This is a genomic window from Thioclava sp. F36-6, assembly GCF_002020305.1.
GTDB lineage: Bacteria > Pseudomonadota > Alphaproteobacteria > Rhodobacterales > Rhodobacteraceae > Thioclava > Thioclava sediminum.
In genome coordinates this window covers 391,425-417,283 of the sequence record NZ_MPZX01000001.1, presented here as the reverse complement: position 1 = coordinate 417,283, position 25,859 = coordinate 391,425, and the positions used below count along the sequence as shown (strand labels likewise).

Sequence of the window (25,859 nt, the reverse complement as noted above, 5' to 3'; positions counted from 1 at the left end):
ATTTTTCCTAGGAGGAGAGAAACATGACCGATTTCAGTTACCAGCTTTACAGTTCGCGCAATGCGGGTCCACTCGACCAGACGCTCGGGATGCTGGCACAGGCAGGCTATGCAAGCGTCGAGGGGTTCGGCGGGCTCTACGAGGGGCTTGATGCGGATGGGCTCGCGGCGTTCCGCGCACAGCTCGACGCGGCGGGGCTGAAGATGCCGACGGGGCATTTCAGCCTCGATGTCGTGGAGACCGACCCGGACCGCGCCGTCGCCATCGCCCGCGCACTGGGAATGGAGGCGCTCTACGTGCCCTTCCTGATGCCCGAGGACCGGCCCACCGATGCGAAAGGCTGGGAGGCGTTCGGCATTCGGCTCGCCCGCGCTGGCGCCCCGATCCGCGCCGCCGGGTTCGGGTTCGGCTGGCACAACCACGACTTCGAGTTCAAGCCGCTCGCCGACGGCACGCTGCCGATGGAGCATATCCTCGCTGCGGGCGACCTCGACTGGGAGGCCGATATCGCCTGGATCACGCGCGGAGGGGCCGACCCGCTCGACTGGATCGCGCGGCATGGCAACCGGATCACCGCCGCCCATGTGAAGGATATCGCCCCCGAAGGCGAGAAAGCCGAGGAGGACGGCTGGGCCGACGTGGGCACCGGCGTCATGGACTGGGCCCGGCTGCTCGAGGCCCTGCGCCGCGACAGCAAGGCCGCCCATTTCGTGATGGAGCATGACAACCCGTCCGACGATGCGCGCTTCGCTCGCGGCTCGATCGACAACGCGCGCAAGCTCTGAAGGGAGGGTAGCATGAGCACTGAACTCGGCATCGGCATCATCGGCTGCGGCAATATCTCGACCACCTATCTCGGCTTCGCGCCGCTCTTTCGCGGCATCAAACTCATCGCCTGCGCTGACCTGAACCCGGCAGCTGCCAGGGCACGCGCGGAGGAATACGGCGTCGAGGCGCAAAGCGTGGAGGCCCTCCTCGCGAACCCTGCGATTGATGTCATCATCAACCTCACCGTCCCTGCGGCGCATTTCGAGGTCGCGAAAGCGACGCTTGAGGCAGGCAAGCATGTCTACAGCGAAAAGCCCTTCGTTCTCTCGGCCGAAGACGGAAAGGCGCTGCGCGAGCTTGCGCAGGCCAAGGGGCTCTCGGTGGGCAGTTCGCCCGACACCTTCCTTGGCGGCGCGCATCAGCAGGCACGCGCGCTGATCGACGAGGGTCGCCTCGGCACGATCACGGCGGGCACGGCCCATGTGATGAGCCACGGCATGGAGCATTGGCACCCGAACCCGGATTTCTTCTTCAAGCCGGGCGGCGGTCCGATGCTCGATCTCGGGCCCTATTACCTTGCGAACCTTATCAACCTGATCGGCCCGGTGAAACGGGTGGCGGCACTGACCTCCACTGCGACGCCCACGCGCAGGATTACGTCTGAGCCGCGCAATGGTGAGACGATCGATGTCGAGACGCCCACCAACATCCATGCGTTGCTCGAATTTGCGCAAGGGGCCACCGTCACCCTGTCCACGAGCTGGGATGTCTGGGCGCACCGTCACGGCCCGATGGAGATCTACGGGACCGAGGGCTCGCTCTTTCTGCCGGATCCGAACTTCTTCGGCGGCCCGGTGGAGATCGCGGGGCGCGACGGGAAGATCGCGCCCGTGGAGCCCTGGGCCCACCCGTTCGGCAAGCCCAACCAGGAGCACCCGCATGGCATGGTCGCCAACTACCGCGCGGCGGGCCTTGCCGATATGGCGCTCTCTGTGATCGAGGGCCGCGAGGCGCGGTGTTCCATCGACCGCGCGCTGCACGGGATCGAGATCATGACGGCGATCCTGCGCTCGGGCGAGGAAGGTGGCTTCGTGGAGATGACCACGACCTGCACTCGCGCCCCGGCGCTCGACCCAGAGGGCGCGCGGGCGCTCTTGCGCAAACCAGACTGAACCCGGCCAAGCGCGGGGGACGTCCCCTCGCGCTTGGCCTGCAAGGACCCGACAGGAGTATTCCCAGATGAAGACGATCAAGGGGCCTGCCCTCTTTCTCGCGCAATTCGTGGGCGATGATGCGCCCTTCAACAGTCTCGACGCGATCTGCGGCTGGGCGGCCGGGCTCGGCTACAAGGGCGTGCAGATCCCGACATGGGACCGCCGCCTGATCGATCTCGAGCGCGCCGCCAGCTCGCAGGATTACTGCGATGAGATCATCGGAACAGTCGCCGCCCACGGAATGGAGGTGACGGAGCTTTCGACGCATCTGCAGGGCCAGCTCGTAGCTGCACACTCGGTCTATGACGAGCTGCTCGACGGCTTCGCCCCACCCGAGCTGCACGGCAAGCCCGCGGCCCGGCAGGCATGGGCATGCGAGCAGGTCCGGCTTGCCGCGCGCGCGTCTCGCCGGATGGGGCTCTCGGCGATGCCCACCTTCTCGGGGGCGCTGGCATGGCCGTTCCTCTATCCGTTCCCGCAACGTCCGCCAGGGCTGATCGAGAGCGCCTTCGACGAGTTGGCCGCGCGCTGGCGCCCCCTGCTCGATGCCTGCGAAGAAAACGGCGTCGATGCCTGTTTCGAGCTGCATCCCGGTGAGGATCTGCATGACGGGGTCAGCTACGAGATGTTCCTCGACCGGGTGGACAATCACACCCGCGCCAACCTGCTCTACGATCCCTCGCATTTCGTTCTGCAGCAGCTCGATTATCTCGAGCATCTCGAGATCTACCGCGACCGTATCCGGGCCTTCCACGTCAAGGACGCGGAATTCGTGCCGTCGGGGCGCCAGGGCGTCTATGGTGGCTACCAGTCCTGGGTGGACCGCGCGGGGCGGTTCCGGTCGCTTGGCGACGGGCAGGTGGATTTCCGGCGGATCTTCTCGCAGATGGCGGCGCATGACTTCGACGGCTGGGCCGTGCTTGAATGGGAATGCGCGCTCAAGCATCCAGAAGACGGCGCGCGCGAGGGGGCGGAGTTCATCGCCCGCCACATCATCCGCGTGACCGATCACGCGTTCGACGATTTCGCAGGCGCGGGCACCGACGAAGGTGCCAATCGCCGTATTCTCGGGCTGGAGGGCGAGACATGAACGAGACGGACGGACATCGCAAACTGCGCCTCGGCATGGTCGGCGGCGGCGAAGGCGCCTTCATCGGTGGCGTTCACCGCATTGCGGCGCGGCTCGACGACCGGTTCGAGCTGGTCGCGGGGGCGCTTGCTTCTGAGCCTGCGCGCGCCCATCGCTCTGCGGCAGCGCTGGGGTTGGACCCCACGCGCAGCTACGCGGATTTCGAGGTGATGGCGCGAGAAGAAGCGGCGCGGCCCGATGGGATCGAGGTTGTGTCGATCGTGACCCCCAATCATATGCATGCGCCTGTCGCGACCGCCTTCCTCCGCGCGGGCATTCACGTGATCTGCGACAAGCCGATGACGCGCACGCTCGAAGAGGCGGAAGCGTTGGCGGAAGAGGTGCGCGCCTCAAACGCGCTCTTCGTGCTTACGCATAATTACACAGGCTACGCGATGGTGCGACAGGCCCGCGCAATGGTGGGAGCCGGACAGCTCGGGCGCATCCGGGTCGTTCAGGTCGAGTATCCGCAGGATTGGCTCACCGAGCCGGTGGGAACGGATGGCGCGAAACAGGCCGTCTGGCGAACCGATCCCGCGCGGGCCGGCGCAGCGGGTTCGCTTGGCGATATCGGCACCCACGCAATGAACCTCGCGAGCTTTGTCTCGGGGCTCGAGCCGCGCGAAATCTGCGCCGAGCTCACCAGTTTCGTGGCAGGTCGCGCGGTCGATGACGACGTGCAGATGTTGATCCGTTATGAGAGCGGGGCGAAGGGCATGCTCTGGGCCAGTCAGGTCTCCCCGGGCAATGAGAATGGGCTGAAACTGCGTATTTACGGCGAGTCGGCGGGGCTCGAATGGCTGCAAACCGCGCCCGATAGTCTACGCGTGTCCCCCTTCGGAGAGCCCTCGTATCTTCTGTCTCGGGGCGGGCCGGGGCTCACCCCCGAGGTTGCCGAGATGGGCCGTGTTCCGGCTGGCCACCCGGAAGGGTTCCTCGAAGCCTTCGGCAATCTCTACAGCGCGACAGCTGACGCGATCCTGGCCCATGAGCGCGGCGAGCCCAGGCCGCTCGGGCTGCTGCCGGGTGTGGCGGATGGCCTAGCCGGGATGCGCTTCATCTCGGCGGCCTTGCGATCCTCGCAGGCAGGAGGTGTTTGGACGGCGCTTTGAGGCAAGAGAGAACAGCGAACGGTTAGCCTGCACACTGATTTGCGCGACGACACGTTTGGCCGGTCTCCGGTCTCACACAATCGTTCTGGATGCGCCTGCGCGCCGAGTGCGCGCAGGGCTTTGGAGGGGGGCGGCTTCGACTACTCAGCCGCCGAAGCGCGGCTCCGGCACGCCTTTCACGCCGAGACCGCGGATCGCAAAGAGGCTGCCGCGCTGAACACCATCGTCGGGGAAACGCGGCAGCGGCGGCTTCGCCATCGACGTGACGTAGAGCACGTCGAGATCGGGGCCGCCGAACTGGACGCTCGTGACCTTCTTCACTGGCATCGGGGTTTCCATGTCGAGCGTGCCGTCCAGTGCGAAGCGCACAGATACCCCCGTCATAGACCAGCGCCATCCAGTAATGGCCCTACAACTGCGCGGCGGCTTGGATATTTACGAGAAGATGCATCTTGCGAGATCAAGATGCTAAGCGTCCGACGTGATCAGCATCGCTTTCAGGTCGCGCCACTCGAAGGATCATCCCACTCGTCGCCATCTTCATCTGCCTTTTCGCCAAAATAGGCGTCGCCGGACAGAGGCTGCTCGTTGAACCACCGAATATCTTCAGCACTCAGCCTCGCCACATCGGTAATATACCGGCGCTCACGCATCACAATCCAGAAGGCCGCCACAGCGAACACGCCCATCAGGATCATACCGGCTGTCACATTCCAGTCCATACCGCGCTCCTTCCGTCGAAATTAGACCGGATAGGGCTAAATAAGTCAAACTGGCCCGAAATCATTCCTTCACCAGAACCGCCTCTGAGAAGAAGCGTAGGGAGGCCGATGCTTGTCGCAGTTGTCGCCGCAGCGCTGAGGACAGATCACCTCCCCGTGTCGGCACGTCTGCGACAACCGCGATAGCCGCTCACGAGGAGCGCGCCGGTGCGCATCTCAAATACGCGCAGCCAGCGCCTCCGATCAAACGAGACAAAGCACGGGCTTTCAGGCTATAATAAAGCTTTAAGGAGGGCACCGCATGGAAGATCTTTTCAGGCAACGGCAAGAGGAAAAGGCACGAAGCCGCGCTGAGGATGAAGAACGCCTGGCAAGGGGCGAAGTCAGCCCCAGCGAGCTGCAGCGTCGGAATTTCGCGTTCAAGGATGTTCGAGCTGACCGGGTCGGCTTCGTGAAGAGCCGCGAGCCGAAATCCATCAAGTTCCTCAGCCTTTGAGCCTACTATGTCTATCGATCAGGAACTGGCGGGAGCGAGAGATCAACGCTCAAGGATCCTCGGCGAGCTGGAGGCACTGCTGCGAGCAGGCAATCCAGACCTCAACCTCTTCGTCTCGGCCCGCGCCCATTATGGCGAGGCTGGCTTGGCCCATCTCCATCTCTATGGGGTCGAGGGCGACCGCGAACGTAAATCCCGGCTGATGAAATTTGCGACAGCGTGGCTTCTGGAACGCGGCATATCGATCGAGCTTCAGGAAGGACACGACGTCTACGACATTCGTCCATGGCGCGAGGCCCAGGGGGGCAGATCTCAAGATATGGGATCTCTGGACGAGCTGGACGAGCTGGACGAGATCTGAAAGCGCTCGAACCTAGGTCGGCAGAAGAGAAACTGCGGGTGACACTAGGAAACTTGTGCGCCCCCTCCCTCTCGAAGCTGGGCTACCTTCCAATGCCCGGTATACCCTTTCTTCAAATGGGCCGCGACGATCTGAAAGCCGCTCTGTGGCCAGCTCTTCGGTGTGTCGACGAAGAGCAATTCCGCAATTCCGAATCCGGCCTCTTCGAGATCCCGCAACCGCGCCTTTGTCGTCAGGTTCGTAAGCGGCGCAAGCCAGACGATATTTTCCGAGACTCGCATCGCGTGTCGCGTGAATGTCCGAAGCTCGGACCAGGGTGGGTTTGTGACCACCCACTCAACGCGATCGGACCAAGACAGAAAGTCGCGCCCCTCACTGATCTCGCACCAGTGGCGCTCCACGTGATCCGGGAACTGATCAAAGAACGCCCCTTCCCCGCGCGACGGATCGAGGACTCGCCCGGCCATCGCATGCGAAAAATGATCGATGATTGCCTTGGCCAGATCAGGCGGGGTCATGACACGGTCCTGTTCCGCCTCATTCTTAGGCGGCACCAACCCTCGTCCTTTCGCGAGATCGCTCCGTTCCAGTGGGTTGCGGAGGCGGAGTAACCGCAAGGCCGCGGCAAGCGTCGCAACCCGTCCGGAAAACTCCGTTTCCAAGGCAATGACCGTTACGCGGCTGCAGCCGATCTTGCGGGCGAGAGCCTGCTGCGAAAAACCGCGCGCACGCCGCCGCTCCGTGAGCACGCGTCCCATATGTTCCCCGGGCTCAGTGACACGCCAGCGCAAGCCAAGGATCGGCAAGATGGCCTCGAGCGAAAGGATCGTGCCCGCCCCGCTCTCGAGAGCGCGCACCGTCGGGATGCTGATATTGGCGCGGGAGGCAAGGTCAGCTTGTGTGAGCCCGCGCTCCGCGCGTTCGGCTCTCAGCATCTCAGATAAAGACATGTGCGAAAATCTTTCTATCGAAAGCTCACAGATAGAAAGAAATAGCGACAAAGCGCAACCGCTAGCGCTGCACCCTAGGCGCTCCCGAAAACGAGCGGCAATGAGCTCCGGCGAAATTTTCTCTACTTCCTAAAAAATCGAGAACCCGTTTTTTCAGCCTCGGCACTTAGACTGAACGCATCGCCAGATCCGCCCCGGATCACCTTACCCGTCCCCGCCGAGCCTCGCTCGCGCGGTCTCAGGAGATGCATGCCATGGCCCAGCGTCCTTTTGCGCCAAATATGCGAAAATCTCATCGCGCAACTGGGTTCACCAAATCCGATGAAGAGCTTCTCGAGCGGCTCGTGAAAGCCCGACAGCGCGTCGCCGAGCTGATGCTCGAAAAACTAGTCTACGCACCGATCTTCGAGAGACTGGAACACGAGATCGCGGCCGTCGAGGCGCGCCGGATCGAAGATCCTCTGGCCCGCGCAAGGGCGATCCTGCGTGGACAGCCAAGTGACGCGACCTCCCCGTCAGACGATCAAGACGATACGCCAGAGCCTTGGTAGGTTTAACTATCTCACCTGTCGATGCAGCAAGAATCCCGAACGCAGCGAACAGCTCAGCCGTCATGCGAAAAGCGAAAGGCAAAAATCCCCAAAAGCCTTCTAGCTAAGAAACATGAAGCGAAAATGCACAAAAATCCAAAAATTCAAAACAAGCATCGTCTGATTCCCCGGCGGCAGCGCCAAGCATGCAGAAAATCGAGAACATCCGCGAACGCGTGCGAAAAAGATTTGCGAAGGCAACATGGCGATGCTCTCGACAGAATGGGACCGGCGTCCCCAGAAACAATGCGAGCCTTCGACAGGCGCAAGCGATCGCCCCAAAGCGACGAGAGGTGCAATGACACTCAGCAACCGCGCTCCGGACGCAAATATCGAAGGCGGGCGGTGCGTATCGAGGCGGTCGGCTCCGTGACCCGCCCGAAAATTCACGCTCGCACCGTGCGAAAAAGCCTGCCCACTATACTCATGCGAAAAACGGGCGGCGAACGGGCGCGGCTTGCCCCCTTGCGCGGGCTATCTTTCTCGCCCTCGCCGGCGCCACAGTTTGCTATCCCCCCCTTGTCACGGTTCAGGCTCCGCGCCGAGCGTCTTTGGAAGTTGCAAGGCGTAATGGCAGGCGAGAGCCCGGCAATCGATGGAGATCAATTGATAACATCCCAGGCTCAACCCGGCTTTTCAGCTGCCGGCCAAGCGGACGGAATCTACTTAAGGTCTTGCGCTGCGAGATGATTGGCTGGCTTGAGGCCCGGTGCGAAAAACGATCGCGACAACAGCGCGGAGATCGGTGGCCGCCGGAGGCGGGCGGTCTACTTGGGCAAGCCATCTTGGGCATAGGCCTCCTGTTTCGGCACCGGCGCATGTCATGAATATTTTTTTGAGCCGAACCACCGGGATCTGATAGCAGTCCAGGGCAGACCTCTGAGCGCCTATGCATCTCGGCCTTAGTGCGCCCATTTCCGCTCGCGAGGGCCTAGAACTCGTTCGGAAATCGCCTGCTATTTGCCAGCGCGAATCAAGGATCGATCGGAGAGAAGCGATCGTGCATTTCCCACGTTTGATGACACGCAATGTCCGGATTTAGAGTTTGGCTCGTGGTATCAGACCCCGCGCCCCAGCATGCGGCTCGAGTGCAGGCGATGCGAAAATAATCGGCCAAATCCCGGCCCAGCGCGAAGATATTCCTATTTTTCAAGGAACAATGCCCACCACACGGCCAACGACGTGCGGTGCGAAAAAAAGCCTAAAAAATCCGTGCGAAAACAGGCGCTTAATCGAAATCCTCCTAGCCTTCCTCCACGTCATGGGATATGCTTGAACGGGAAAGATTCACTCCCTAGTCGTTAGAGGCAGCCCGATGCAAACAGGCCTAACCACGCCGCTTTAGCGGCCCGCGTCCTCCTCGAAGGACGCGCTCCGAACTAGATATTGAATATTCACACCCGGCACCCGGGTCGACACGCTGTCGGCCTGCGCCCTTCGTTATTGAAACTCACTCGGACAAACGCCTGTCCGGGCACGGCTGACGCATGCCCATGGTCCAGTTGGGCGCTTGGCTCGAAGCAAAGGAAAGAAGCAAATGGTTCAGGAAACAAGCCCGCTCCAACCTTATCTTGAGATCATTGAAGGTATTCTCCCGGTCACGCCGATTGCAATGATCGATCTCGGCAGCGCGCAACAACGCATTCGAGAACATCCCGCGCTTGCTCCGCTCCTGCAGACCTATCTCGCCGATCGCGCCCTTGGCGGACAAGGCGGATCGAGCGCAGACGGAACCTTCGACGCCACACTCTTTATAAAATGGGTGATCGCGCTCAGTAACCTGGCACCCGCAATCGGGGATAACCTAGCGAACGGGGAGCAATCAGCCGCGCCTCTCTTAGACTCGTGGTGCGCGATCTTCGAAGACGCCGTGCCACTACTCGTCGGGCGAGTCTCCGGCCACCCGCATCTGCGTGAGGGTGCGCGGGTTCGAACTTCGCCTCTCATGAATCTCCAGCCGAAGGCGGGCTGGGCTCGAAGTTGTAACCGCTTCTATCGCTTGGGCTTATACGATCCAAGTTTCCTGAAAACCCTGCAAAAAGATGGACGCCTTTCTGCGAGCGCAAAGCTCCTGCGCGCCGATCGGAGATCCTGATCATGTCCAAGGTGCTTATCTTGGCGGACCTGCATCTCGATCTCTGGATGCAGAAACACCGCAACCCATTCGATGACCTTGAGCTCGAGAACGCTGAGCTTCTCATCATAGCTGGCGACCTCGCCAACAAGCCCAAGATCCGTTGGCAACGAGCCTTGGCGCTGATCAGCCAACACGTCGACCTCGATCGGGTTCATATCATTCCGGGCAATCATGACTATTACGATTTTCGGCTCGATGGCGACGACCGCCTCGCAGATCTCGCGCATGAAGCCGGCGCGCATCTCGCGCAGAAACGTGTGATCACCCATGAGCGCACGCGATTCCTCTGCGTGACGCTCTGGACCGACTTCGCGCTCGGGCCGGGAAGCGTTGCGGAAAAGTCGTCCCGCAGCGACTGGGTGATGAATGACTATCGCTATATTCGCGTCGCAGGAAGCGGCTACCGCAAGGCGCGGCCCGCGGACACAATCATGAAGCACCATGAACATCTCGATTGGTTGCGAGGGCAATTGGCGACGCCCTTTGATGGCGAAACCGTCGTCGTCACGCATCATGCCCCGCACCCGGCGGCACTCCCTCCGGGCGCGCCGCTTCCCTGGTGCTACGCCTCAGACCTGACTGCGCTCATCGAGGAATACCAGCCCGAGAAATGGCTTTTCGGCCATACCCACCATGCTGCGGAATTTCAGGTTGGGCGCACGCAGCTGAAGAATGTTTCGAAAGGATATCCAAAATGACAGGAACACACGAATTCGATTGGGGCACTTTCTCCGACTCAGAACCGTTTAGCGGCTTACTGCCAGAGAGCGACTACCCCTTGATTTTCCCGGGAGGCACCCGCTTCAATTCTACGGGAAGGGTCTACGCAGTTGACGCAAAAAATAAGCATCTTATCCCCCCAAACCCGGAGTTTATGCTATACGTGAAGAAGAACCATTTGGAAGGGGGTCAATTTACTGTGGCAGAGCAAGAAATCTAAACCAAAGAGTACCGCAAAGCATTAGAGAACAAGGCTTTGGAACGGAGGTGATTTTTTTCAATGAGGATAACGTTTCAATTCGAGATGAAGGACAATATTACCAACTTTGCATATTGGCAGAAAAGCTGTGCATACGCGCATTAAGTACAATATGCGCCTACAACAATCTACCACTCAAACTCTCAAATCAGCAACACCGTGACCCCTTACCGCACCTTGCCTGGAAAGACCGGGAAAACTCATCCCACAAACTTCCGATTGCCTTTGCCCAAACGGTTCTTTCCAAATTCATGCCTCCGAAACCGGAACCTCACAAAACAAGTCCTTCGGAATACCATTACCGCCTATGGCCAATCCAAAGGCATGCAGGCTGGTACGACTTTCGCTCCACGGAGCTCATCTGGGCACCAAGCATCTTTGACGCCCTAACAATAGATTATCTGGGAACATTCGATGAGCCTTCTGAACATCACCGACACTACTTAGCTCAGCTTGCCCGGCGACGATCGAGCGCACGATAAATCAGATGGACCTGGCACTCGAAAAACCTGCTGAGTCTTTTCAGTTTGATTGTCGGCGCACAGCTGTCTTTTAGCCATCAGTGCGGCGGCTCTCCGGGCCGCTGGACAAGCTTCCTCCGTCGTTCGATCGGCTTCGTGCTGAGCTGCTCTCCGATCGGTTGAACAGAATCTGGCACAATATAACCTACTCGTTGCACCTTCTGACCCGGTTGGTGGAGGCCCCTCTCTGCCCATACATTAGCGGCGGTGGCTCACCGCCAACCGGGCTCCCGCGCAGATGGATGAACTTCAGTCGCGGATCACCACGAAAAAAATGCGAACATCTTTCCTTTCCTTCTAAAGAGGATAGGGTCGTCACATTAATGTGTAAAAGACGGATTCCATCCGGGCATGCATCGGGGCACCGACAAGACAGGTTCAGTATTTCTGGAACGATGTGTGGCAATCGACCTTGAGGTCGACCCGTCGACGGCCCGCATATTCTCCCTTGCAGCTGCGAGCGCCGCCATCGGCAGCGAGGCACTCGTCCTGGGGGCCCGCGTTGACGCCGGTTTACCCAGGCTCGAGGAGTTCTGCGCCGACTTCGACCACGTGATCGGACATAATATCCTGCGCCACGACCTGCCCCATTTGATGGCGGCATCGCCCCGCCTTGCGCGTCTCGCCCAAGCTCCAATAGACACGCTTTGGCTTAACCCGCTCGCTTTCCCACGTAACCCCTACCACCATCTGGTGAAGCATTATCAGGACGGACGCTTGCAGAGCGGTCATGTGAATGATCCCGAGTTCGACGCGAGGCTCGTCTTTGAAGTCTTGAGCAATCAAATCGGCGCCTTCGCGGAGATCGGGCGGCGATCTCCCGACGCCTTGGTCGCCTACCACTATCTCTGTAGCCGGATGCCCCGGAGCGATGGGTTCGATCGGCTCTTCACAGCAATTCGAGGCGCGCCGATGCCCGATATGGCAAAGGCCCGCGCTGCGATTGAACGTCTGCTTGAGGCGTCATCCTGTGCAACCCAGCGGAAGGAAGTCCTGAGCGATCTCGATGACAGCTCGCTCAGCTGGCCCTTGGCTTATGCACTGTCATGGATCTCGGCTGCCGGCGGTGACTCCGTGATGCCCCCTTGGGTTCGCGCACAGTTCCGCGACGCCGCGCGGATCGTTCGCACCTTGCGCGACACGAGATGCGACGAAACCGCCTGCGAATATTGCGCGGCTCACAACGACCCCAAGCGAGCGCTGAGCCGCTGGTTCGGCTTTGAGAGTTTTCGCCCGGAGCCTGTCGACGAATTCGGGCGCCCCCTTCAGGAACGCATCGTCGAGACTGCGATGCGACGCGAAAGCCTTCTCGGGATTCTTCCGACCGGCACGGGAAAATCCATCTGCTATCAGATCCCTGCCCTTTCGCGCTTCGACAAGACCGGGGCGCTGACCGTCGTCATCTCCCCTCTGGTCGCGCTCATGGCGGATCAGGTCCAGGGCCTTGCACGCGCCGGAATTTCCACTGCGGTCACTATAAACGGCCTGCTTTCGCTTCCCGAACGGCAAGACGCCTTGGACAAGGTGCGTCTCGGCGAGGCTGCGATCTTGCTGATTTCGCCCGAGCAGTTGCGCAGCACCTCGGTCCGCTCCGTGCTCGCCCAGCGCGAGGTCGGCCTCTGGGTTCTCGACGAGGCACATTGCGTATCCAAATGGGGGCATGATTTCCGGCCGGACTATCGCTATGTGAGCCGCTTCATCAAGGAAAGCTCGGGCGAAGACGTCGCCCCCGTTCTCTGTCTGACCGCCACGGCGAAACCCGATGTCGTTCGGGACATTCGCGAGCATTTCAGCACGCGTCTCGGGTGCGAACTCACTCTGCTGGACGGTGGTGCATCACGGACGAACCTGAGCTTCAGCGTGTTGCCGACCCAGAGGCAGACGAAGCTGGCCGATATCCTTACTGCGCTTGAAGAGGATTTACCGGCAAGCGGAGTTTCAGGCGCTGTTGTTTACTGTGCCACTCGAAACTCCACCGAACGTGTGGCGGAATTTCTTCGACAGCAGGGGCTTGCGGCGGAGCGCTATCATGCGGGGCTTACCGCCGATGAGAAGCGCGAAATCCAGGAAGCGTTCCGAGTGGGTGAGTTGCGTGTGATCGCCGCCACCAACGCCTTCGGAATGGGCATCGACAAACCCGACATCCGACTCGTCGTGCATGGGGACGTGCCCGGCTCGTTGGAGAATTACCTGCAAGAAGCCGGGCGTGCGGGACGAGATCGGGATCCTGCGAAATGTGTCCTCCTATTCAATGCGGAAGATGTCGACCGACAGTTCAACCTGAGCGCTCGCTCTCGCCTAGCCCGTCACGAAATCGGAGCGATCTTGAAAGCTGTCCGAAGGCTCGATGTCCGATCGGGCAAAAAGGGCGAAGTCATCGCCACCCCAGGCGAGATCGTCCACGAGGAAAAGGACCGGGAATTCCAGCGGGACAGCGCAACCGAAGATACCCGCGTAAAAACGGCCGTGGCCTGGCTCGAAGAGGCGACGCTTCTCCGGCGGGAAGAAAACCGCGTTCAGGTCTTCCCTGCTTCGCTTCTCGTGCGAAGCGTCGATCAGGTCCGCAAGATCCTCGATGCTGCGGAGATAACCGGAAATCGCAAGAAGCAACTTCTTGGCATCGTTCAGCATATCATCAACGCGCCAGCGGATGAGGGCATCTCGACCGACCAACTGAGCGGCGCAAGCGGCCTCACCGGGCCGGCATTGCGAAAGGCAATGACCGATCTCGAAGCGCTCGGGATCGCCAACAACGACACCAACATCACGATCCACGTTCACATTGGTGTAGAGAACGCATCGCGCGCACGCTTCGAGTCTGCAGCGAGGTTGGAGCGCGACCTGATCGCGCAGATGCGCGAGGACGCACCCGATGCCGATAATGGCGAGCCATCGGCGTTTAATCTTGCCGCGACGAGCCAGGCGCTGCGGGAGAAGGGCCACGGCACGGTGCGGCCGGACGTTGTCGAAAGCCTGTTGCGCGGGATGGCGCAGGACGGGCGCGACATGGAAGGCGGACGGGGCAACCTGCATTTGCGCAAAGCCTCGCGTTCGAGTCTGTTCGTGCGGCTTCAACGCTCATGGTCCGTGATCGAGAAGACTGCAGAATTACGCAGGCTCGGTGCGGAACGCCTTCTCGAGCATCTCGTCGGTCGCGTTCAGAAGGGGTTGCGCGGGAAAGACATCGCCGTCGAAACCACCTTGGGCGCGTTGCTCGGCACCATCACCGGAGATGCGATGCTGCGCGGCTCCGTCAACGATCCGAACAAGCTGATGGATCGCGCCTTGCTCTGGTTGCACGAGCAGCAGGTCGTAGCTTTGGGCAAAGGGCTATCCGTCTTCCGTCCCGCCATAACCCTGCATCTCAATCCGAAGGGCGGTCAATTCACGACGCAGCACTTCGCCCCTCTGGAGGATCATTACACCGAACAGACCATCCAGACGCATGTGATGGCTGCCTATGGCGAGAAAGGTCTCAATAGCATCAATGATGCAGAACGGTTGGCGGCCGATTATTTTGTGCTCGATCGCGACGCGTTCATGCGCCGCTGGATGCCGGGGCGCGGGACCGAATTTCGGCGGCAAGCCACGGGCGAGGTCTGGAAGCAGATCGTTGAAGACCTGGGCAACAGCACGCAGGAAAAAATCGTTCAGGACGAACGTGAACAGACGAATGTGCTGGTTCTTGCCGGGCCAGGCTCGGGCAAGACTCGCGTGCTCGTTCATCGCATCGCGTATCTAGTGAAAATCAGACGCGAGGATCCAAGTGGAATTCTTGTTCTCGCCTATAACCGGCACGCCGCCGCGGAGATCCGAGAACGGCTTCGTCGCCTCATCGGCGACGATGCGCGCTTTGTGACCGTCTCCACCATTCATGCGCTCGCAATGCGGCTCGTCGGCGCAAGCTTTGCCGGCCGTGCCAGCGCGGAGGGCCAAGACTTCGACACGCTCCTGATGGATGCGGTGCGCTTGCTACGCGGTGACGGGCTGGACAAGGTCGAGGCGGAGGCGCTGCGCGACACGCTCATTCAAGGCTACCGCTGGATACTCGTCGATGAGTATCAGGATGTCGGCCCGGAAGAATATGCACTGATCTCAGCCGTGGCCGGGCGGAGCTTAGAGGACCCGGATCTGCGGATCAGCCTTTTTGCCGTCGGCGATGACGACCAGAACATCTATTCCTTCGCCGGTGCGTCCATCCGTCATATCCGACAATTCGAGCAAGACTACAGCGCCAAGCCATTCTTCCTGACCGAGAACTATCGCTCGAGCCATCATATCATCACGGCCGCGAATGCCGTGATCGAAGCGGCCTCCGAGCGAATGAAGCTCGGCCACGACATCACGGTCGACAAAGACCGGATCAAAGCCCCACCCGGCGGTGTTATGGAGAGCCTGGATCCCGTGGCACAGGGACGTGTGCAGATCCTGAGTTGCCCGGCAGGAAATGACGCACAGGCGATGGCGGCGCTCGAGGAAATGGTGCGCCTGTCGCAATTGATCCCGGACTGGACATGGTCGCGGGCCGCAATCATCTCGCGAGACTGGCGCAAACTCGCGCCAGTGCGCGACTTTGCGGAAGCGCTCGGCATTCCGGTCGAGTTCGCGAACGAAAAGCTGCCCGGACTGTGGCGCATGCGCGAGATGCAGAGCTTCATAGAGGCGCTTCGCGCGGACCATGGGCGCGTCGTCTCGCTGGGCGATCTCACCGAAATTCTCAATGCGATCCCGTCCTCGCGCTGGACCGATCGCATCGGCGAGGGTCTTGGCCTGCTCGCGCGAGAAGTGGATGGCCGAAACCTACCGGCACCGGATGTGATCGAGTGGTTCGCCGAATGGTCACGCGAGGCCTGGGGCGAACAACGCGGTCTCAAGCTCCTGACAGCGCATCGGGCCAAGGGGCTCGAATTCGACGATGTTGTCATTCTCGATGGTGGGTGGGAACGCCCCTCGCGCAACGAAGATCAGGATGCGCCGCGCCGCCTGTTCTACGTCGCCATGACGCGAGCCCGCCGCAACCTGATCGTCATGAGCAACGACAATCATGAATATCTACCCGCCCAGTCGATCTCTATCGTCAGCCGGACAGCAAATCCGGATTTAACAGCTTTCCCGGGCCCGCGGCGCTACTATCAGTCGGCAGAGATGCGGATGGTCGATCTATCCTTCGCGGGCCGACAACGCGCAGGTCACCCCGCCCTGCGTGCAATCCTTGAAGCGAATGTTGGAAACGCGATCTCCCTGACGCTGGAGAATGATCGCTGGTATCTAAAGGATGCTCAGGGCCGCAGCCTCGGTCGAATGTCGAAGAGTTTTGTTCCGCCGCCGAATACCCGTTTTGCCCGAGGCGAAATCGCCGCAATTCTACGCTGGCGGAAGGAACACGGTGACGAGGCCTTTCACCATATGCTGAAGCGCGATGCTTGGGAGGTGGTGATACCGGAACTGGTGTTTGAGGCGAATTAATTCACCGCAACGGCTATACTGCCCCTCAGCAGACAGGGAGGCCATGCTGCCGAGAGGCTATTTCCGGACGCTCTCTCGCCAGAGCCAAAGTCCGGAAAATTTGACTTTTCCGGACTTTCTCTATGAGATTGACGCCTTCAATGGAGGTCGCCATGGGCGCACATGAAATCGTCGGAATGCTCGGGTTCCTCGCTTTTGGCGCGGCGGCGATCATTCCTGTTTTGATTGAACGCGCTCGCGACTACAAGCGTCTCGCGGCTGATTTTGGTGGCCTCACCGAGGAAGAAGTGCAATGGCTCAAGAGCCAACCGATCTCCGACGATGCCTACTTCGAAGTCGGTGATGACGACGCCGGCGAGTAAAGTTTCGCGCGGCAAGGTCAGAGATGGACGGGCATCTGACACCTCAGTTGCCCGAAGTCGCGAGCCGTCGCAATAGCTGCTGTCAGTCGGCTTCGGTGCTCGATAAACGACACATGACACCCGAAATGCATATTATCGAGCAGGCAAAGCACAGCGCGTGCAGGTGCTCGATAAACCGCATAGAGGTGCGCGGTTCGCGCTGTGGATACCATTTATCGAGCACCCCCACTCCGCCGTAAGTCATTGATATGTTTTGAAAGCGGGGTTTATGAAATACAGCAAAACGAGCAGCCCGGGTTTGGCGCAGTCTAGTCACCGGCAAGGTGATCAGCTGGTTGGTTACTCAAAGAACAATGTGGCCGAACGGCATTGTCGTCGTATCGCCGCAGGAAGGCCGCGAGCAGGAGCCCGCAGCCTCGAGAGAAACGATGAATCACCCGGTATCACCACCTGCAACCACCAGAGTGCTGCCGGTGATGTAGGACGCCTCTCGTGACGCAAGGAAGAGAATCGGCGCAACCTGCTCATCGAGTGAACCGTAGCGCCCCATCATGGTCGAGCTTTTAACCTGCTCGACCGCCTCCGCCATCCAGCCTTGCTCAGCCTCGGTATCGCCTTTGGCATTACGCGGGATACGGCGAGGCGGCGCTTCCGTGCCCCCCGGAGCGGAGGCCACGACCCGGATATTTTCGCCCGCGACTTCCATCGCGAGGCTGGCCGTCAGCGCATTCACCCCTCCCTTGGCCGCCGAATAAGGCACGCGATGGATGCCGCGCGTGGCGTTGCTGGAGACATTCACGATGACGCCCCCACCCCGCGCGCGCAGATACGGCAGGACCGCATGGCAGGACCAAAGCGTTGGCATCAAGGACCGCTGAATCTCGGCCTTGATCTGCGCAGGCTCGAACTCTGCGTAAGGCCGCATCCGGATTGCGCCCCCGACACCCGTCACGAGGATGTCGATCCCGCCGAACGCATCTATCGCTCCCTCCATGACCGCCTCGGCGCCCGCATAGGTTTCAAGATCGGCCACCACCGCTTTTGCCCGGCCTGGACCCGCAGCGTTGATTTCAGCCGCAACCTCGGAGACAAACTCCGCCCGGTCCGCAAGAAGCACATCCGCCCCTTCCGCACAGGCTCGGGCGGCCACGCCAAGACCGATGCCTTGCGCCGCTCCGGTCACGACCATGACCTGCCCCGCAAAGCGCCCCGGGAAATGATCCGTTGCGCTCATGCGGCCTCCGAGGTGCTGATATCCGCGGGCGTAAACTTCTCGTAATGGAAGCTCGCCGGCACGATGTCCTTCTCCGCGAGGAAGTTGCGCACCGCCTCCACCATCGCAGGTGGCCCGCAAAGATAGACGTCCAAATCGCCGTCACGCAGATCCGCATCGCTTAGGTGATGGGTGACATAACCTTTCTGCGGATGGACACTGGACTCATCGGCCACACAGCAGGCGAATGTCAGGTTCGGCAAACGCTGAGACAGCGCCTCGAGCCGCGCAACCTCCACCAGATCGTCATCCGTCGTCACACCGTAGACGAGGTGAACCGGTTGCGAGACTTCCCCGGTCTCGGCCATAACTTCGAGCATCGACAAAAGTGGCGCAAGGCCGGTCCCACCGGCCAGCATCAGCACCGGGCGCTGAACCTGCCGCAGGAAGAAGCTCCCATAAGGGCCTGTGAACGACATCTTCTCTCCGAGTGTCACTGTCTCTGTCAGATGCGTGCTCATCGCCCCGCCGGGCACGTTGCGAATGAGGAACGACGCCTCGGACGCACCGGGTGCCGAGCTGAAGGAATAGGAGCGGGTTTGCCCATCCGGGAGAGCGATATTCACGTATTGCCCCGGCAGGAAGTCGAGTGTCCCTGGGTCAGGCAGCGTCAACCCCAGCCGGATCGTCGTCGCCGATACACGATCGAGCGTGCTCACCTCGGCCGCGAACTCCGCAGGGGTCAGCTTGCAGCTCGACGAGGGCACCGGGACCGAGACGATGCAATCCCCCGAGGGCACCATCTGGCAGGAGAGAACATACCCCTCCTGCGCCTCGTCTTCCGACAAGGCTTCCTCGAGGAAATCATCCCCGAGATCGAAAGCCCCCTGCTCGCAACGGCACTTGCAGGTGCCGCAAACCCCGTCCGAACAGTCGACCGGCAGATTCACCTTCTGCCGATAGGCTGCGTCCATCACCGTTTCCATCGGCTTGACCTCGATGACACGGGTCACGCCATCTTCAAAATTAAGCGCTACACGATAGCTCATGTTTGCCTCCGATCACACATGATAGACGTCGATGACCTGATGGATGTAATCGTCCTTCAGGATCACTTTCTTGGCAGTAATCAGCGGCGTGTCGCCCGACAGATCCACCGTATAGAAAGACGTTCCGAAAAAGCTCGTCGTCGTCTTGTAGCGGTGGCTCAGCGTGTGCCAGTTGAACCGCAGATCGATCTCCGTTTCGCGCCGCTCGAGGATTTCGACATTGCTGATCATATGATTGGTGCGGGGCTCGGGCATCGTCGCGCCGGAGCGTTCGGTCTTGATCCGAAAAACCCGGTCTTCGAGCCCGGCCCGATCGGGGTAATAGATCAGGGAGACTTGGCTTTGCGGGTCCTCGATCAGCTGATCGTCATCGTCCCAGGACGGCATCCAGAAGCTCGCCTCGGGCGCGTAACATTCGAGCCAGCGATCCCATTCCCGATCATCGAGCAGGCGCGCTTCGCGATAGAGAAACTGCGTGAGTGCGGTCAGATCATTTGTCAAAGGCGCGTTCATGCCAGCTCCTCCACGCGGCTCTCTGCCTTTTCTGCCTCAAGCGCCTTCAGAAGGGTCTCGGCCCAGAATTCGTGCTGACGAACGAAAAGCCCTTCATCTTCGGCACGCTCTGCGCTGAGGATCGGGTTCATGCCCATCGCCTTGGCGTTTTCATCCGGGCCGTTCTCCCAGCGGGTGGCCCCGCGGCTCAAGTCGTTCCAGACGCCATCCGCGGCGGCGTAGGCTTCTTGGCACGCGCGGAACTCTTCCAGATCGTCGGGCGTGCCCATGCCTGAGACGTTGAAGAAGTCCTCGTATTGCCGCAGGCGCAGCGCGCGCTCTTCCGGCGGCTCGCCGACGGGGGCGAAGCAGTAGATCGTGATCTCGGTCTTATCGACGGAGATCGGACGCACCACCCGGATCTGGGTCGAGAACTGATCCATAAGGTAGACATTGGGATAGAGGCCGAGATTTCGCGTCTGGTTGACGATGAAGCTCGTCTTCTCCTCGCCCAGCCGTTCGGCCAGCGCGTCCTTGTGATTCCAGATCGGGCGCACCTCCGGGTTCAGTGTCCGGGTCCACAAAAGGATATGCCCCTGCTCGAAGCCGTAGACACCACCCGTGGATTTCGACCAACCATTGGCATCGACGGCCTTGGTGCCCTCTTCCTTGCGGTGCCCCATCGTGGCGGAATAGTTCCAGTGAACCGAGCTGACGTGATAGCCGTCTGCGCCGTTCTCCATCTGCAGCTTCCAGTTCCCGTCGAAAGTGTAGCTGGAATTTCCGCGCAGAACCTCGAGCCCCTCAGGTGCCTGATCGACGATCTGATCGATGATGACACGGGTTTCGCCAAGATGCTCTTCCAAGCCCGCCACGTCGGGGTTTAGAGACCCGAAGAGGAAGCCCTTGTAGCTGGCGAATTTCGCAACCTTCTTGAGGTTATGCGACCCATCCCGGTTGAAGGCTTCCGGGTAGGCACCGGTCTTGCCGTCTTTCACCTTCAGCAGCTTGCCCGCGTTGTTGAAGGTCCAGCCGTGGAACTGGCAGGTGAAGCTCGACTTGTTGCCATGCTTGCGACGACAGAGCGTGGCGCCGCGATGCGCACAGGCATTGACCACGGCGTGCAACTCACCTTCCTTGTCGCGCGTGATGATGATCGGCACACGCCCGATCCAGGTGGTAAAGTAGTCGTTGTTCTGCGGGATCTGGCTCTCGTGGGCAAGATACACCCAGTTGCCCTCGAAGATATGCTTCATCTCGAGTTCGAACATCTCTTCATCGGTGAAGATGTCGCGACGACAGCGGTGAATACCGGTCTCTGGGTTCTCGCTCACCGCGTTCTCGATACGGGATTTCAGGTCGTTTGCCATAGGTCCTCCTCCAATCTGGCGCGTTCCTGCAATGGCAGGGTCTTGGCTGGATCGTCGAGCCGAGCGGCTGGGAGACCGACCGTCAGGGTGCAAGAGGTCGTTCCCGAAAAACCGGGTTTCGGAGCCATCTCGCGGCTCTTCAGACCTAATAGGTATCGAGCGATACCTCCCGACGGGTAGCGTCCTCCTCTACCCGGCTCAATCAAGCTTCGGCTAAACTGACAAAGTGAGAGGCGTTTGGCCAAGACCAAGTAAGTCTGCCTTTATGCCGGGAGGGTATAGTATGGAAATGCGGCAGCTCCGCTATTTCGTGGCGGTGGCGCGGGAGAGGAGCTTCTCGCGTGCGGCGAACACACTCAACATGGCACAGCCTCCTCTGAGCCGGCAGATTCAGATGCTCGAAGCGGAGATGGGCGCGGAGCTGATCGACCGCTCGGTGCGTCCGTTGCGCCTGAGCCCGGCTGGGCGACTGTTCCTGAAGCAGGCCGAACAGATCCTCGGCCATGCCGAAGCAACGAAGGTAATGATGACGCGAACGATCAAGAGCGCCAAGCGCAGCGTGGTCTTCGGCTTCGTCGCCTCGACGATGTATGGTCGATTTCCAGCACTGATCCGAGGTTTTCGCAAGAAAGCCAGAGATATCGAAGTGCATCTCGTCGAGATGAGCAGCCTTGAACAGATTAACGCCTTGAAGGAAGGACGGATCGACGCGGGCTTTGGCACCCAGCGGTTCGAGGACACTGACATCCGACGCGTTCTGCTGCGTGAAGAACAAATGATCGTCGCCCTTCCGATCACGCATCCCCTGGCCGGAACCGACGCGCCGCTCCCCCTGTCGCGTGTCGCCGAAGAGCCGCAGATCCTTTACCCGAGCAAGCCGCGCCCGAGCTACGCCGATCAGGTTCTGACCGTCTTCCACGACCACGGATTGACGCCGATGATCGCCCATGAGGCCCGCGAATTGCACATCGCCCTCGGCCTCGTCGCGGCCGAGGAGGGTATCGCGGTCGTGCCTGCTTCTCTGGACAGGCTCCGGATGGAAGGCATCTGCTATCGTCCCATCGAAGAACACCCCACTTCGCCAATCTTCATGAATTACCGGCAAGGAGACACCTCGCCGCCCATCTGCCTGATGAAGGAAGTCATCTGCGAAATGTATCCCGACTGGGGTTACGCCGTGCCGGAGGGCCTGCGCGAGCCCTGACCCCTTGCGGAGCAGTTTCATTCTAAGCGAGCCACGCACTGCGTGGCCCTATGAAGCACGTGTCAGAGGAAGGAACACGACCGTCGGGGCATGACCTTTCTCGCGATACGCTCTTCGTGCCTGAGCGATCTGCCGGATCGAAAACATCCCCGCCGAAGGATACGCGCTGTGGGAAAGATGGGGGGGCCGGATTTACCAAAAATCGAACCGAGTGGGTCGGCAAAAGGACGCAAGCCATACCCCTGGAGGAAAGCTTCTTTGCCGAGACGACCAATTCAGCTCAAAAGCAGGGAAGACCGCTCTCGATCGTCCGCTTGACTAGATATAGGCGCGTGTGGTGAGCAGTCTTCTCTGGCTGAGCGACGAGAAGATGGCACTGCTCGAGCCGTTCGTCAGAAAAACAGTCCAATGGACTGTTTTCTGATCTTCCTCACTTCCGAAGAGCCATGGCCGCCCACGGGTTGATGATCGTCATATTCTGAGCGGGATAATCTTCATAAACCGCAATGGGTTGCACTGGCGCGATGCACCGCAGGAATACGGTCCACCCAAAACACTCTACAACCGCTGGAAGCGTTGGAGCGAGATGGGCTTCGTGCGCCCAGTGATGGAAACCCACCCTCTGGCCTGGACCTTCTTCTTGCCCTTCATAATGGTCACGACCTTCGCAGTGGTGAACCTCCTGGTGGGCCTGATCGTGGATTCTATGCAGGACGCTCATTCAGAAGAGGAGACCACGCGCACCGGTGCCTACCGGGATGAAGTTCTCCTGCGGCTCGACGCGATCGAGCGGCGGATCGGCGATCTTCGGAGAGGCGACCAAACGGGCGAGTGACGCGGGGAGCCGGGGTGCGTATGAGGCAACCTCGACCGGACTTTGAAGGCGTGAGTTGCCATGGGGGGCGCCACTATCTCTCATAGTCCGCCCTATCTGATTGCGGGGCTCTGAGGGCATACATCTCTCGCTGCAAAGACGCGCAGATCCTCGTAGAATTCGGCGAACGCAATTATAAACGCCGCAATCGGACCGAAATCATGGTCGGCACAAGAAAGAAAAACGTCAGACACAAATCCGTCACTTTCCCACCGTCCTCTCGCCACCTTCTCGCTCAAAGGTTGAGTGGTCGTCATTTCAATTTAAGGAACGACACTTTCTCCAAATAGTTATCTTGGAGCCTAAAATGCATATTTTTTGGTCTTTTTCTTACCTTATATCTCTGCTTTGCCCGAGATGTGATCCCGTTTTCTCAGCCCGCCTTGAGACCCTCAAGGCCATCCAGGCTTTTCCACCCTACCGCTATCGACGGCGTGAACCACCCACACCCTTTCAAGCACATCGTCGAGTGACCTGACGCAGTTAGCCCCTCAAGCTGTCAGGTTGGTGGCGGGAGCAGCCGGGCGATCGCCCGGCTGCTTCGCGTTCATCTGAGCCTTCCCCGGCCTTCTTCTATGTCAGCTTCTGAAGCTCAAATTGTCTAATCTTTTCGGTGGCATGCCAAAGCAAAGAGCGATTACGTCGCTTTGAGCCTCCCGGTCGCACGACCCCACCGTTCTATTCAGAAAACGGAGGACGAGAGACATCGAATAAGCGGCACAAGCCGGAAGAGATTGCCATGAAGCTTAGGCAGCTAGGACGTTCGATCGACGACACATCATGCTCAGAACGTATATCGACATGCGGGTGAAGCTCCGGGCTCGCAGGAGCTCGTTCAACAGCAAGAGGGTGCGGTTCTAGGTGCGGCCCGTCGTGTATCGTCCCCTCCCCTTTTCAAGTCACCGGCATCTCTTCAAAGCAGCTCTGGTCACATAGAGCGGCGCCCCGGCGCTCGACGGATAGAGCGCTGGGACGAGGTATCAACCGATCTGCGCGGATGCGGGGCCGAAGAACTCATAGTGAATGCGAGCGTCCGGAACGTTTGCTGCCTTCAGACCGGAAACCATCTCCTGCATGAAGCCCGTCGGGCCGCAGATGAAATAGTCCGCCCTGGCCGGATCGCTGATCTGCACGAGCCAGTTCGGATCGACGCGGCCGGTATGGACACCATTCGCGACATCATTCTCTTCCGGCACCTCATAGAAGACGTGGCTCTCATGCGCCTTCGCACGGGAGGTCGCGGCAAGCGCATGGGACTGGCCGTTCCGCGTCGCGTGGACATAGACCATCCGCAGATCGCCGCCGCCATAGCTCTCCAGCATCGAGATCATCGGGGTGAGGCCAACGCCGCCTGACAGCAGAACCACCTCTCGCTTGTCTGCGGGATCGAGGAAGAACTCGCCAGCGGGCGCGGCCACGTCGAACTCGGCGCCGACCTCGACCGCATCATGCAGCCAGTTGGAGATCCGCCCGCCGGGCTCGCGCTTGACGGTGATGCGGTAGGACTGACCATCCGGCGCCGAGGAGATCGAGTAGTTGCGCCGATACTCCTCGCCTTCCGCAGGTGCAAAGCGGAAGCTCAGATACTGACCCGGGCGATGCTTGAGAACAGGCAACCCATCCACGGGATAGAGCGTGAAGGACGCGATCTCGGAGGTTTCGCTGTCCTTCGCGCCAACCTTGAAGCGCCGCCACCCGCGCCAGCCGCCGTCCTGTTCTTCCGCACCGGCGTAGATCTCTTCTTCTCGCTCGATGAGCGTATTGGCAAGGAACCAGTAGGCCTCGCCCCAGGCATTCAGGATCTCGGGGGTCGCGGCCTCGCCCAACACCTCGGCGACAGCGCCCAGCAGCGCTTCGCCGACATGGGGGTAATGCTCGGGGAGGATCTGCAAACCGACATGTTTCTGTGCGATCCGTTCCAGCGCATCGGCCAAGACCCCGGGATTCCGGATATGGGTCGCATAGGCCACCAGCGCCCCCGCGAGCGCTTTGTGCTGCGGCGAGTTGCCATGTTGATGCGACATGTTGAACAGCGCCCGGATTTCGGGAGCGGCGAGCAGCCTGCGATACATGACCGGCACGATCTGATCGACGTGCTCGGCGACGACGGGTGCAGTGGCTTCGATGATCGCGAGTGTGTTTTCCGAGAGCGGCTTGGCCATCATTGTCTCCTGGGTTATAAAACATACCAATGAACCGCATCTATTCTCTCGGGAATTAAGATGCCAATCACAGGTATGTTTTTCTTGTGCGACATTCTGTCCGGCCTCGTGATACGAGACGCGTCGCTTGGGAGCCCGATCAGGAGAGATCTGCGAATGCGCTTGAACGACACTACGGACCTTGCCTTGCGCGTCATGATCTATGCGGCGTCGATGAAAGACCGCCGCTTCACGATCGATCATCTCGTCGCGGCCTATCACGCGCCTCGAAGCACGGTCATGAAGGTCGTCAACGCGCTGACCCGAGGCGAATTTCTGACTGCCCAACGCGGCCGGTCCGGCGGCCTGGGGCTTGCACGTGCCGCCCAAGAGATCGGCGTGGGAACAATTGTGCGCCACATGGAGACGGATTTCGATCTCGTCGAATGTATGCGCAGCGACGGAGATTGCACGATCACAGCATCCTGCCGTTTGATTTCTCCCTTGGCGGAAGCCCGGGCGGCTTTCTTGGCGACGCTCGACAACTACACGATTGCCGATATCGCGATCTCGCCGCGCGATTTCGGGCTGGCAGCATCATGAGGCGGCGATCCTGAGGACTTAAGATCAAAAATCTTGACCGAGGCCGTATCACTCTGAGCAACTAACAATAATCAATCCATAAGACCGAAGAGCTGAGCCGACGACT

General features: G+C 60.2%; 22 protein-coding genes and 1 pseudogene. 15 read left to right on the top strand and 8 right to left on the bottom strand.

Going from position 1 to position 25,859, the window contains the following annotated elements; all coding sequences use genetic code 11:
• Positions 1-23 precede the first annotated feature (23 nt).
• The 4 genes from BMI88_RS02005 to BMI88_RS01990 all read left to right on the top strand — a co-directional run bounded on the left by BMI88_RS02005 (position 24) and on the right by BMI88_RS01990 (position 4,223).
• Positions 24-785: a sugar phosphate isomerase/epimerase gene (locus tag BMI88_RS02005; RefSeq protein ID WP_078540040.1), complete on the top strand. Its 762-nt coding sequence runs from the start codon at positions 24-26 to the stop codon at positions 783-785.
• Positions 786-797: 12 nt separating this feature from the next.
• Positions 798-1,940: a Gfo/Idh/MocA family oxidoreductase gene (locus tag BMI88_RS02000; RefSeq protein ID WP_078545583.1), complete on the top strand. Its 1,143-nt coding sequence runs from the start codon at positions 798-800 to the stop codon at positions 1,938-1,940.
• A gap of 67 nt (positions 1,941-2,007) precedes the next feature.
• Positions 2,008-3,072: a sugar phosphate isomerase/epimerase family protein gene (locus tag BMI88_RS01995; RefSeq protein WP_078540042.1), complete on the top strand. Its 1,065-nt coding sequence runs from the start codon at positions 2,008-2,010 to the stop codon at positions 3,070-3,072.
• Entirely contained in the window at positions 3,069-4,223 is a 1,155-nt protein-coding gene (locus BMI88_RS01990; RefSeq protein ID WP_078545581.1) for a Gfo/Idh/MocA family oxidoreductase, read from the top strand. The genes BMI88_RS01995 and BMI88_RS01990 overlap by 4 nt, the downstream gene beginning before the upstream one ends.
• Before the next feature lie 144 nt (positions 4,224-4,367).
• Here BMI88_RS01990 and BMI88_RS01985 read toward each other — a convergent pair whose 3' ends face one another.
• Together BMI88_RS01985 and BMI88_RS01980 are read right to left on the bottom strand one after the other, a co-directional pair.
• On the bottom strand, positions 4,368-4,592 hold the full coding sequence (locus tag BMI88_RS01985) for an SMP-30/gluconolactonase/LRE family protein (protein ID WP_246831805.1): 225 nt from the start codon (positions 4,590-4,592) through the stop codon (positions 4,368-4,370).
• Positions 4,593-4,720: 128 nt separating this feature from the next.
• Entirely contained in the window at positions 4,721-4,945 is a 225-nt protein-coding gene (locus tag BMI88_RS01980; RefSeq protein ID WP_078545579.1) for a hypothetical protein, read from the bottom strand.
• Positions 4,946-5,246: 301 nt separating this feature from the next.
• Between BMI88_RS01980 and BMI88_RS01975 the strand changes: the two genes are divergently transcribed.
• Both BMI88_RS01975 and BMI88_RS01970 read left to right on the top strand, forming a co-directional pair.
• Positions 5,247-5,441, top strand: a complete 195-nt coding sequence (locus tag BMI88_RS01975) for a hypothetical protein (protein WP_078545577.1) — start codon at positions 5,247-5,249, stop codon at positions 5,439-5,441.
• A gap of 7 nt (positions 5,442-5,448) precedes the next feature.
• Positions 5,449-5,802, top strand: coding sequence for a hypothetical protein (locus BMI88_RS01970; protein ID WP_078545575.1), 354 nt, complete (start codon positions 5,449-5,451; stop codon positions 5,800-5,802).
• Between the two features lie 44 nt (positions 5,803-5,846).
• On the opposite strand, the gene BMI88_RS19825 is transcribed toward BMI88_RS01970, so the two are convergent.
• Entirely contained in the window at positions 5,847-6,752 is a 906-nt protein-coding gene (locus BMI88_RS19825) for a helix-turn-helix transcriptional regulator (RefSeq protein WP_078545573.1), read from the bottom strand.
• 254 nt (positions 6,753-7,006) lie between these two features.
• Here BMI88_RS19825 and BMI88_RS01960 point away from each other — a divergent pair, with 254 nt between their 5' ends.
• The 5 genes from BMI88_RS01960 to BMI88_RS01935 all read left to right on the top strand — a co-directional run bounded on the left by BMI88_RS01960 (position 7,007) and on the right by BMI88_RS01935 (position 16,807).
• Positions 7,007-7,303 carry a hypothetical protein gene (locus BMI88_RS01960; protein WP_078545571.1) on the top strand — a complete coding sequence of 99 codons (297 nt, stop codon included), beginning with the start codon at positions 7,007-7,009 and terminating at the stop codon, positions 7,301-7,303.
• Positions 7,304-8,879: 1,576 nt separating this feature from the next.
• Positions 8,880-9,437, top strand: coding sequence for a DUF6634 family protein (locus BMI88_RS01955; RefSeq protein ID WP_078545569.1), 558 nt, complete (start codon positions 8,880-8,882; stop codon positions 9,435-9,437).
• 2 nt (positions 9,438-9,439) lie between these two features.
• The gene (locus tag BMI88_RS01950) at positions 9,440-10,177 is read left to right on the top strand and encodes a metallophosphoesterase (protein WP_078545567.1); all 738 of its coding nucleotides are present in this window, start codon (positions 9,440-9,442) and stop codon (positions 10,175-10,177) included.
• 1,201 nt (positions 10,178-11,378) lie between these two features.
• A complete protein-coding gene (locus tag BMI88_RS01940) occupies positions 11,379-16,445 on the top strand; it encodes a RecQ family ATP-dependent DNA helicase (protein ID WP_246831804.1) in 5,067 nt (1,688 codons plus the stop codon).
• A gap of 152 nt (positions 16,446-16,597) precedes the next feature.
• Positions 16,598-16,807, top strand: coding sequence for a hypothetical protein (locus BMI88_RS01935; protein WP_078545561.1), 210 nt, complete (start codon positions 16,598-16,600; stop codon positions 16,805-16,807).
• Positions 16,808-17,240: 433 nt separating this feature from the next.
• Here BMI88_RS01935 and benD read toward each other — a convergent pair whose 3' ends face one another.
• The 4 genes from benD to BMI88_RS01915 are packed head-to-tail and all read right to left on the bottom strand — an operon-like array spanning position 17,241 to position 20,931.
• Entirely contained in the window at positions 17,241-18,041 is an 801-nt protein-coding gene (gene benD / locus BMI88_RS01930; protein ID WP_078545559.1) for a benzoate diol dehydrogenase BenD, read from the bottom strand.
• Positions 18,038-19,069 carry a benzoate 1,2-dioxygenase electron transfer component BenC gene (gene benC / locus BMI88_RS01925; RefSeq protein WP_078545557.1) on the bottom strand — a complete coding sequence of 344 codons (1,032 nt, stop codon included), beginning with the start codon at positions 19,067-19,069 and terminating at the stop codon, positions 18,038-18,040. The genes benD and benC overlap by 4 nt, the downstream gene beginning before the upstream one ends.
• 12 nt (positions 19,070-19,081) lie before the next feature.
• Complete coding sequence (gene benB, locus BMI88_RS01920; protein WP_078545555.1) at positions 19,082-19,582, bottom strand: benzoate 1,2-dioxygenase small subunit; 501 nt, start codon at positions 19,580-19,582, stop codon at positions 19,082-19,084.
• Positions 19,579-20,931 (bottom strand): Rieske 2Fe-2S domain-containing protein, encoded by a 1,353-nt coding sequence (locus BMI88_RS01915; RefSeq protein WP_078545553.1) that lies wholly within the window; start codon positions 20,929-20,931, stop codon positions 19,579-19,581. Before BMI88_RS01915 ends, benB begins: the two co-directional genes overlap by 4 nt.
• A 283-nt stretch (positions 20,932-21,214) precedes the next feature.
• Between BMI88_RS01915 and BMI88_RS01910 the strand changes: the two genes are divergently transcribed.
• The 3 genes and pseudogenes from BMI88_RS01910 to BMI88_RS19815 all read left to right on the top strand — a co-directional run bounded on the left by BMI88_RS01910 (position 21,215) and on the right by BMI88_RS19815 (position 22,970).
• Entirely contained in the window at positions 21,215-22,135 is a 921-nt protein-coding gene (locus BMI88_RS01910) for a LysR family transcriptional regulator (protein ID WP_078545551.1), read from the top strand.
• A gap of 337 nt (positions 22,136-22,472) precedes the next feature.
• Positions 22,473-22,727: pseudogene (locus tag BMI88_RS19820) on the top strand (transposase); the annotation flags it as partial.
• Positions 22,722-22,970: an ion transporter gene (locus tag BMI88_RS19815; RefSeq protein WP_210402017.1), complete on the top strand. Its 249-nt coding sequence runs from the start codon at positions 22,722-22,724 to the stop codon at positions 22,968-22,970. The pseudogene BMI88_RS19820 and the gene BMI88_RS19815, both read left to right, overlap by 6 nt.
• A gap of 1,019 nt (positions 22,971-23,989) precedes the next feature.
• On the opposite strand, the gene hmpA is transcribed toward BMI88_RS19815, so the two are convergent.
• On the bottom strand, positions 23,990-25,171 hold the full coding sequence (hmpA, locus tag BMI88_RS01900) for an NO-inducible flavohemoprotein (RefSeq protein ID WP_078545549.1): 1,182 nt from the start codon (positions 25,169-25,171) through the stop codon (positions 23,990-23,992).
• Between the two features lie 156 nt (positions 25,172-25,327).
• Here hmpA and BMI88_RS01895 point away from each other — a divergent pair, with 156 nt between their 5' ends.
• Positions 25,328-25,753: an Rrf2 family transcriptional regulator gene (locus BMI88_RS01895; protein ID WP_078540059.1), complete on the top strand. Its 426-nt coding sequence runs from the start codon at positions 25,328-25,330 to the stop codon at positions 25,751-25,753.
• Positions 25,754-25,859: the final 106 nt, after the last annotated feature.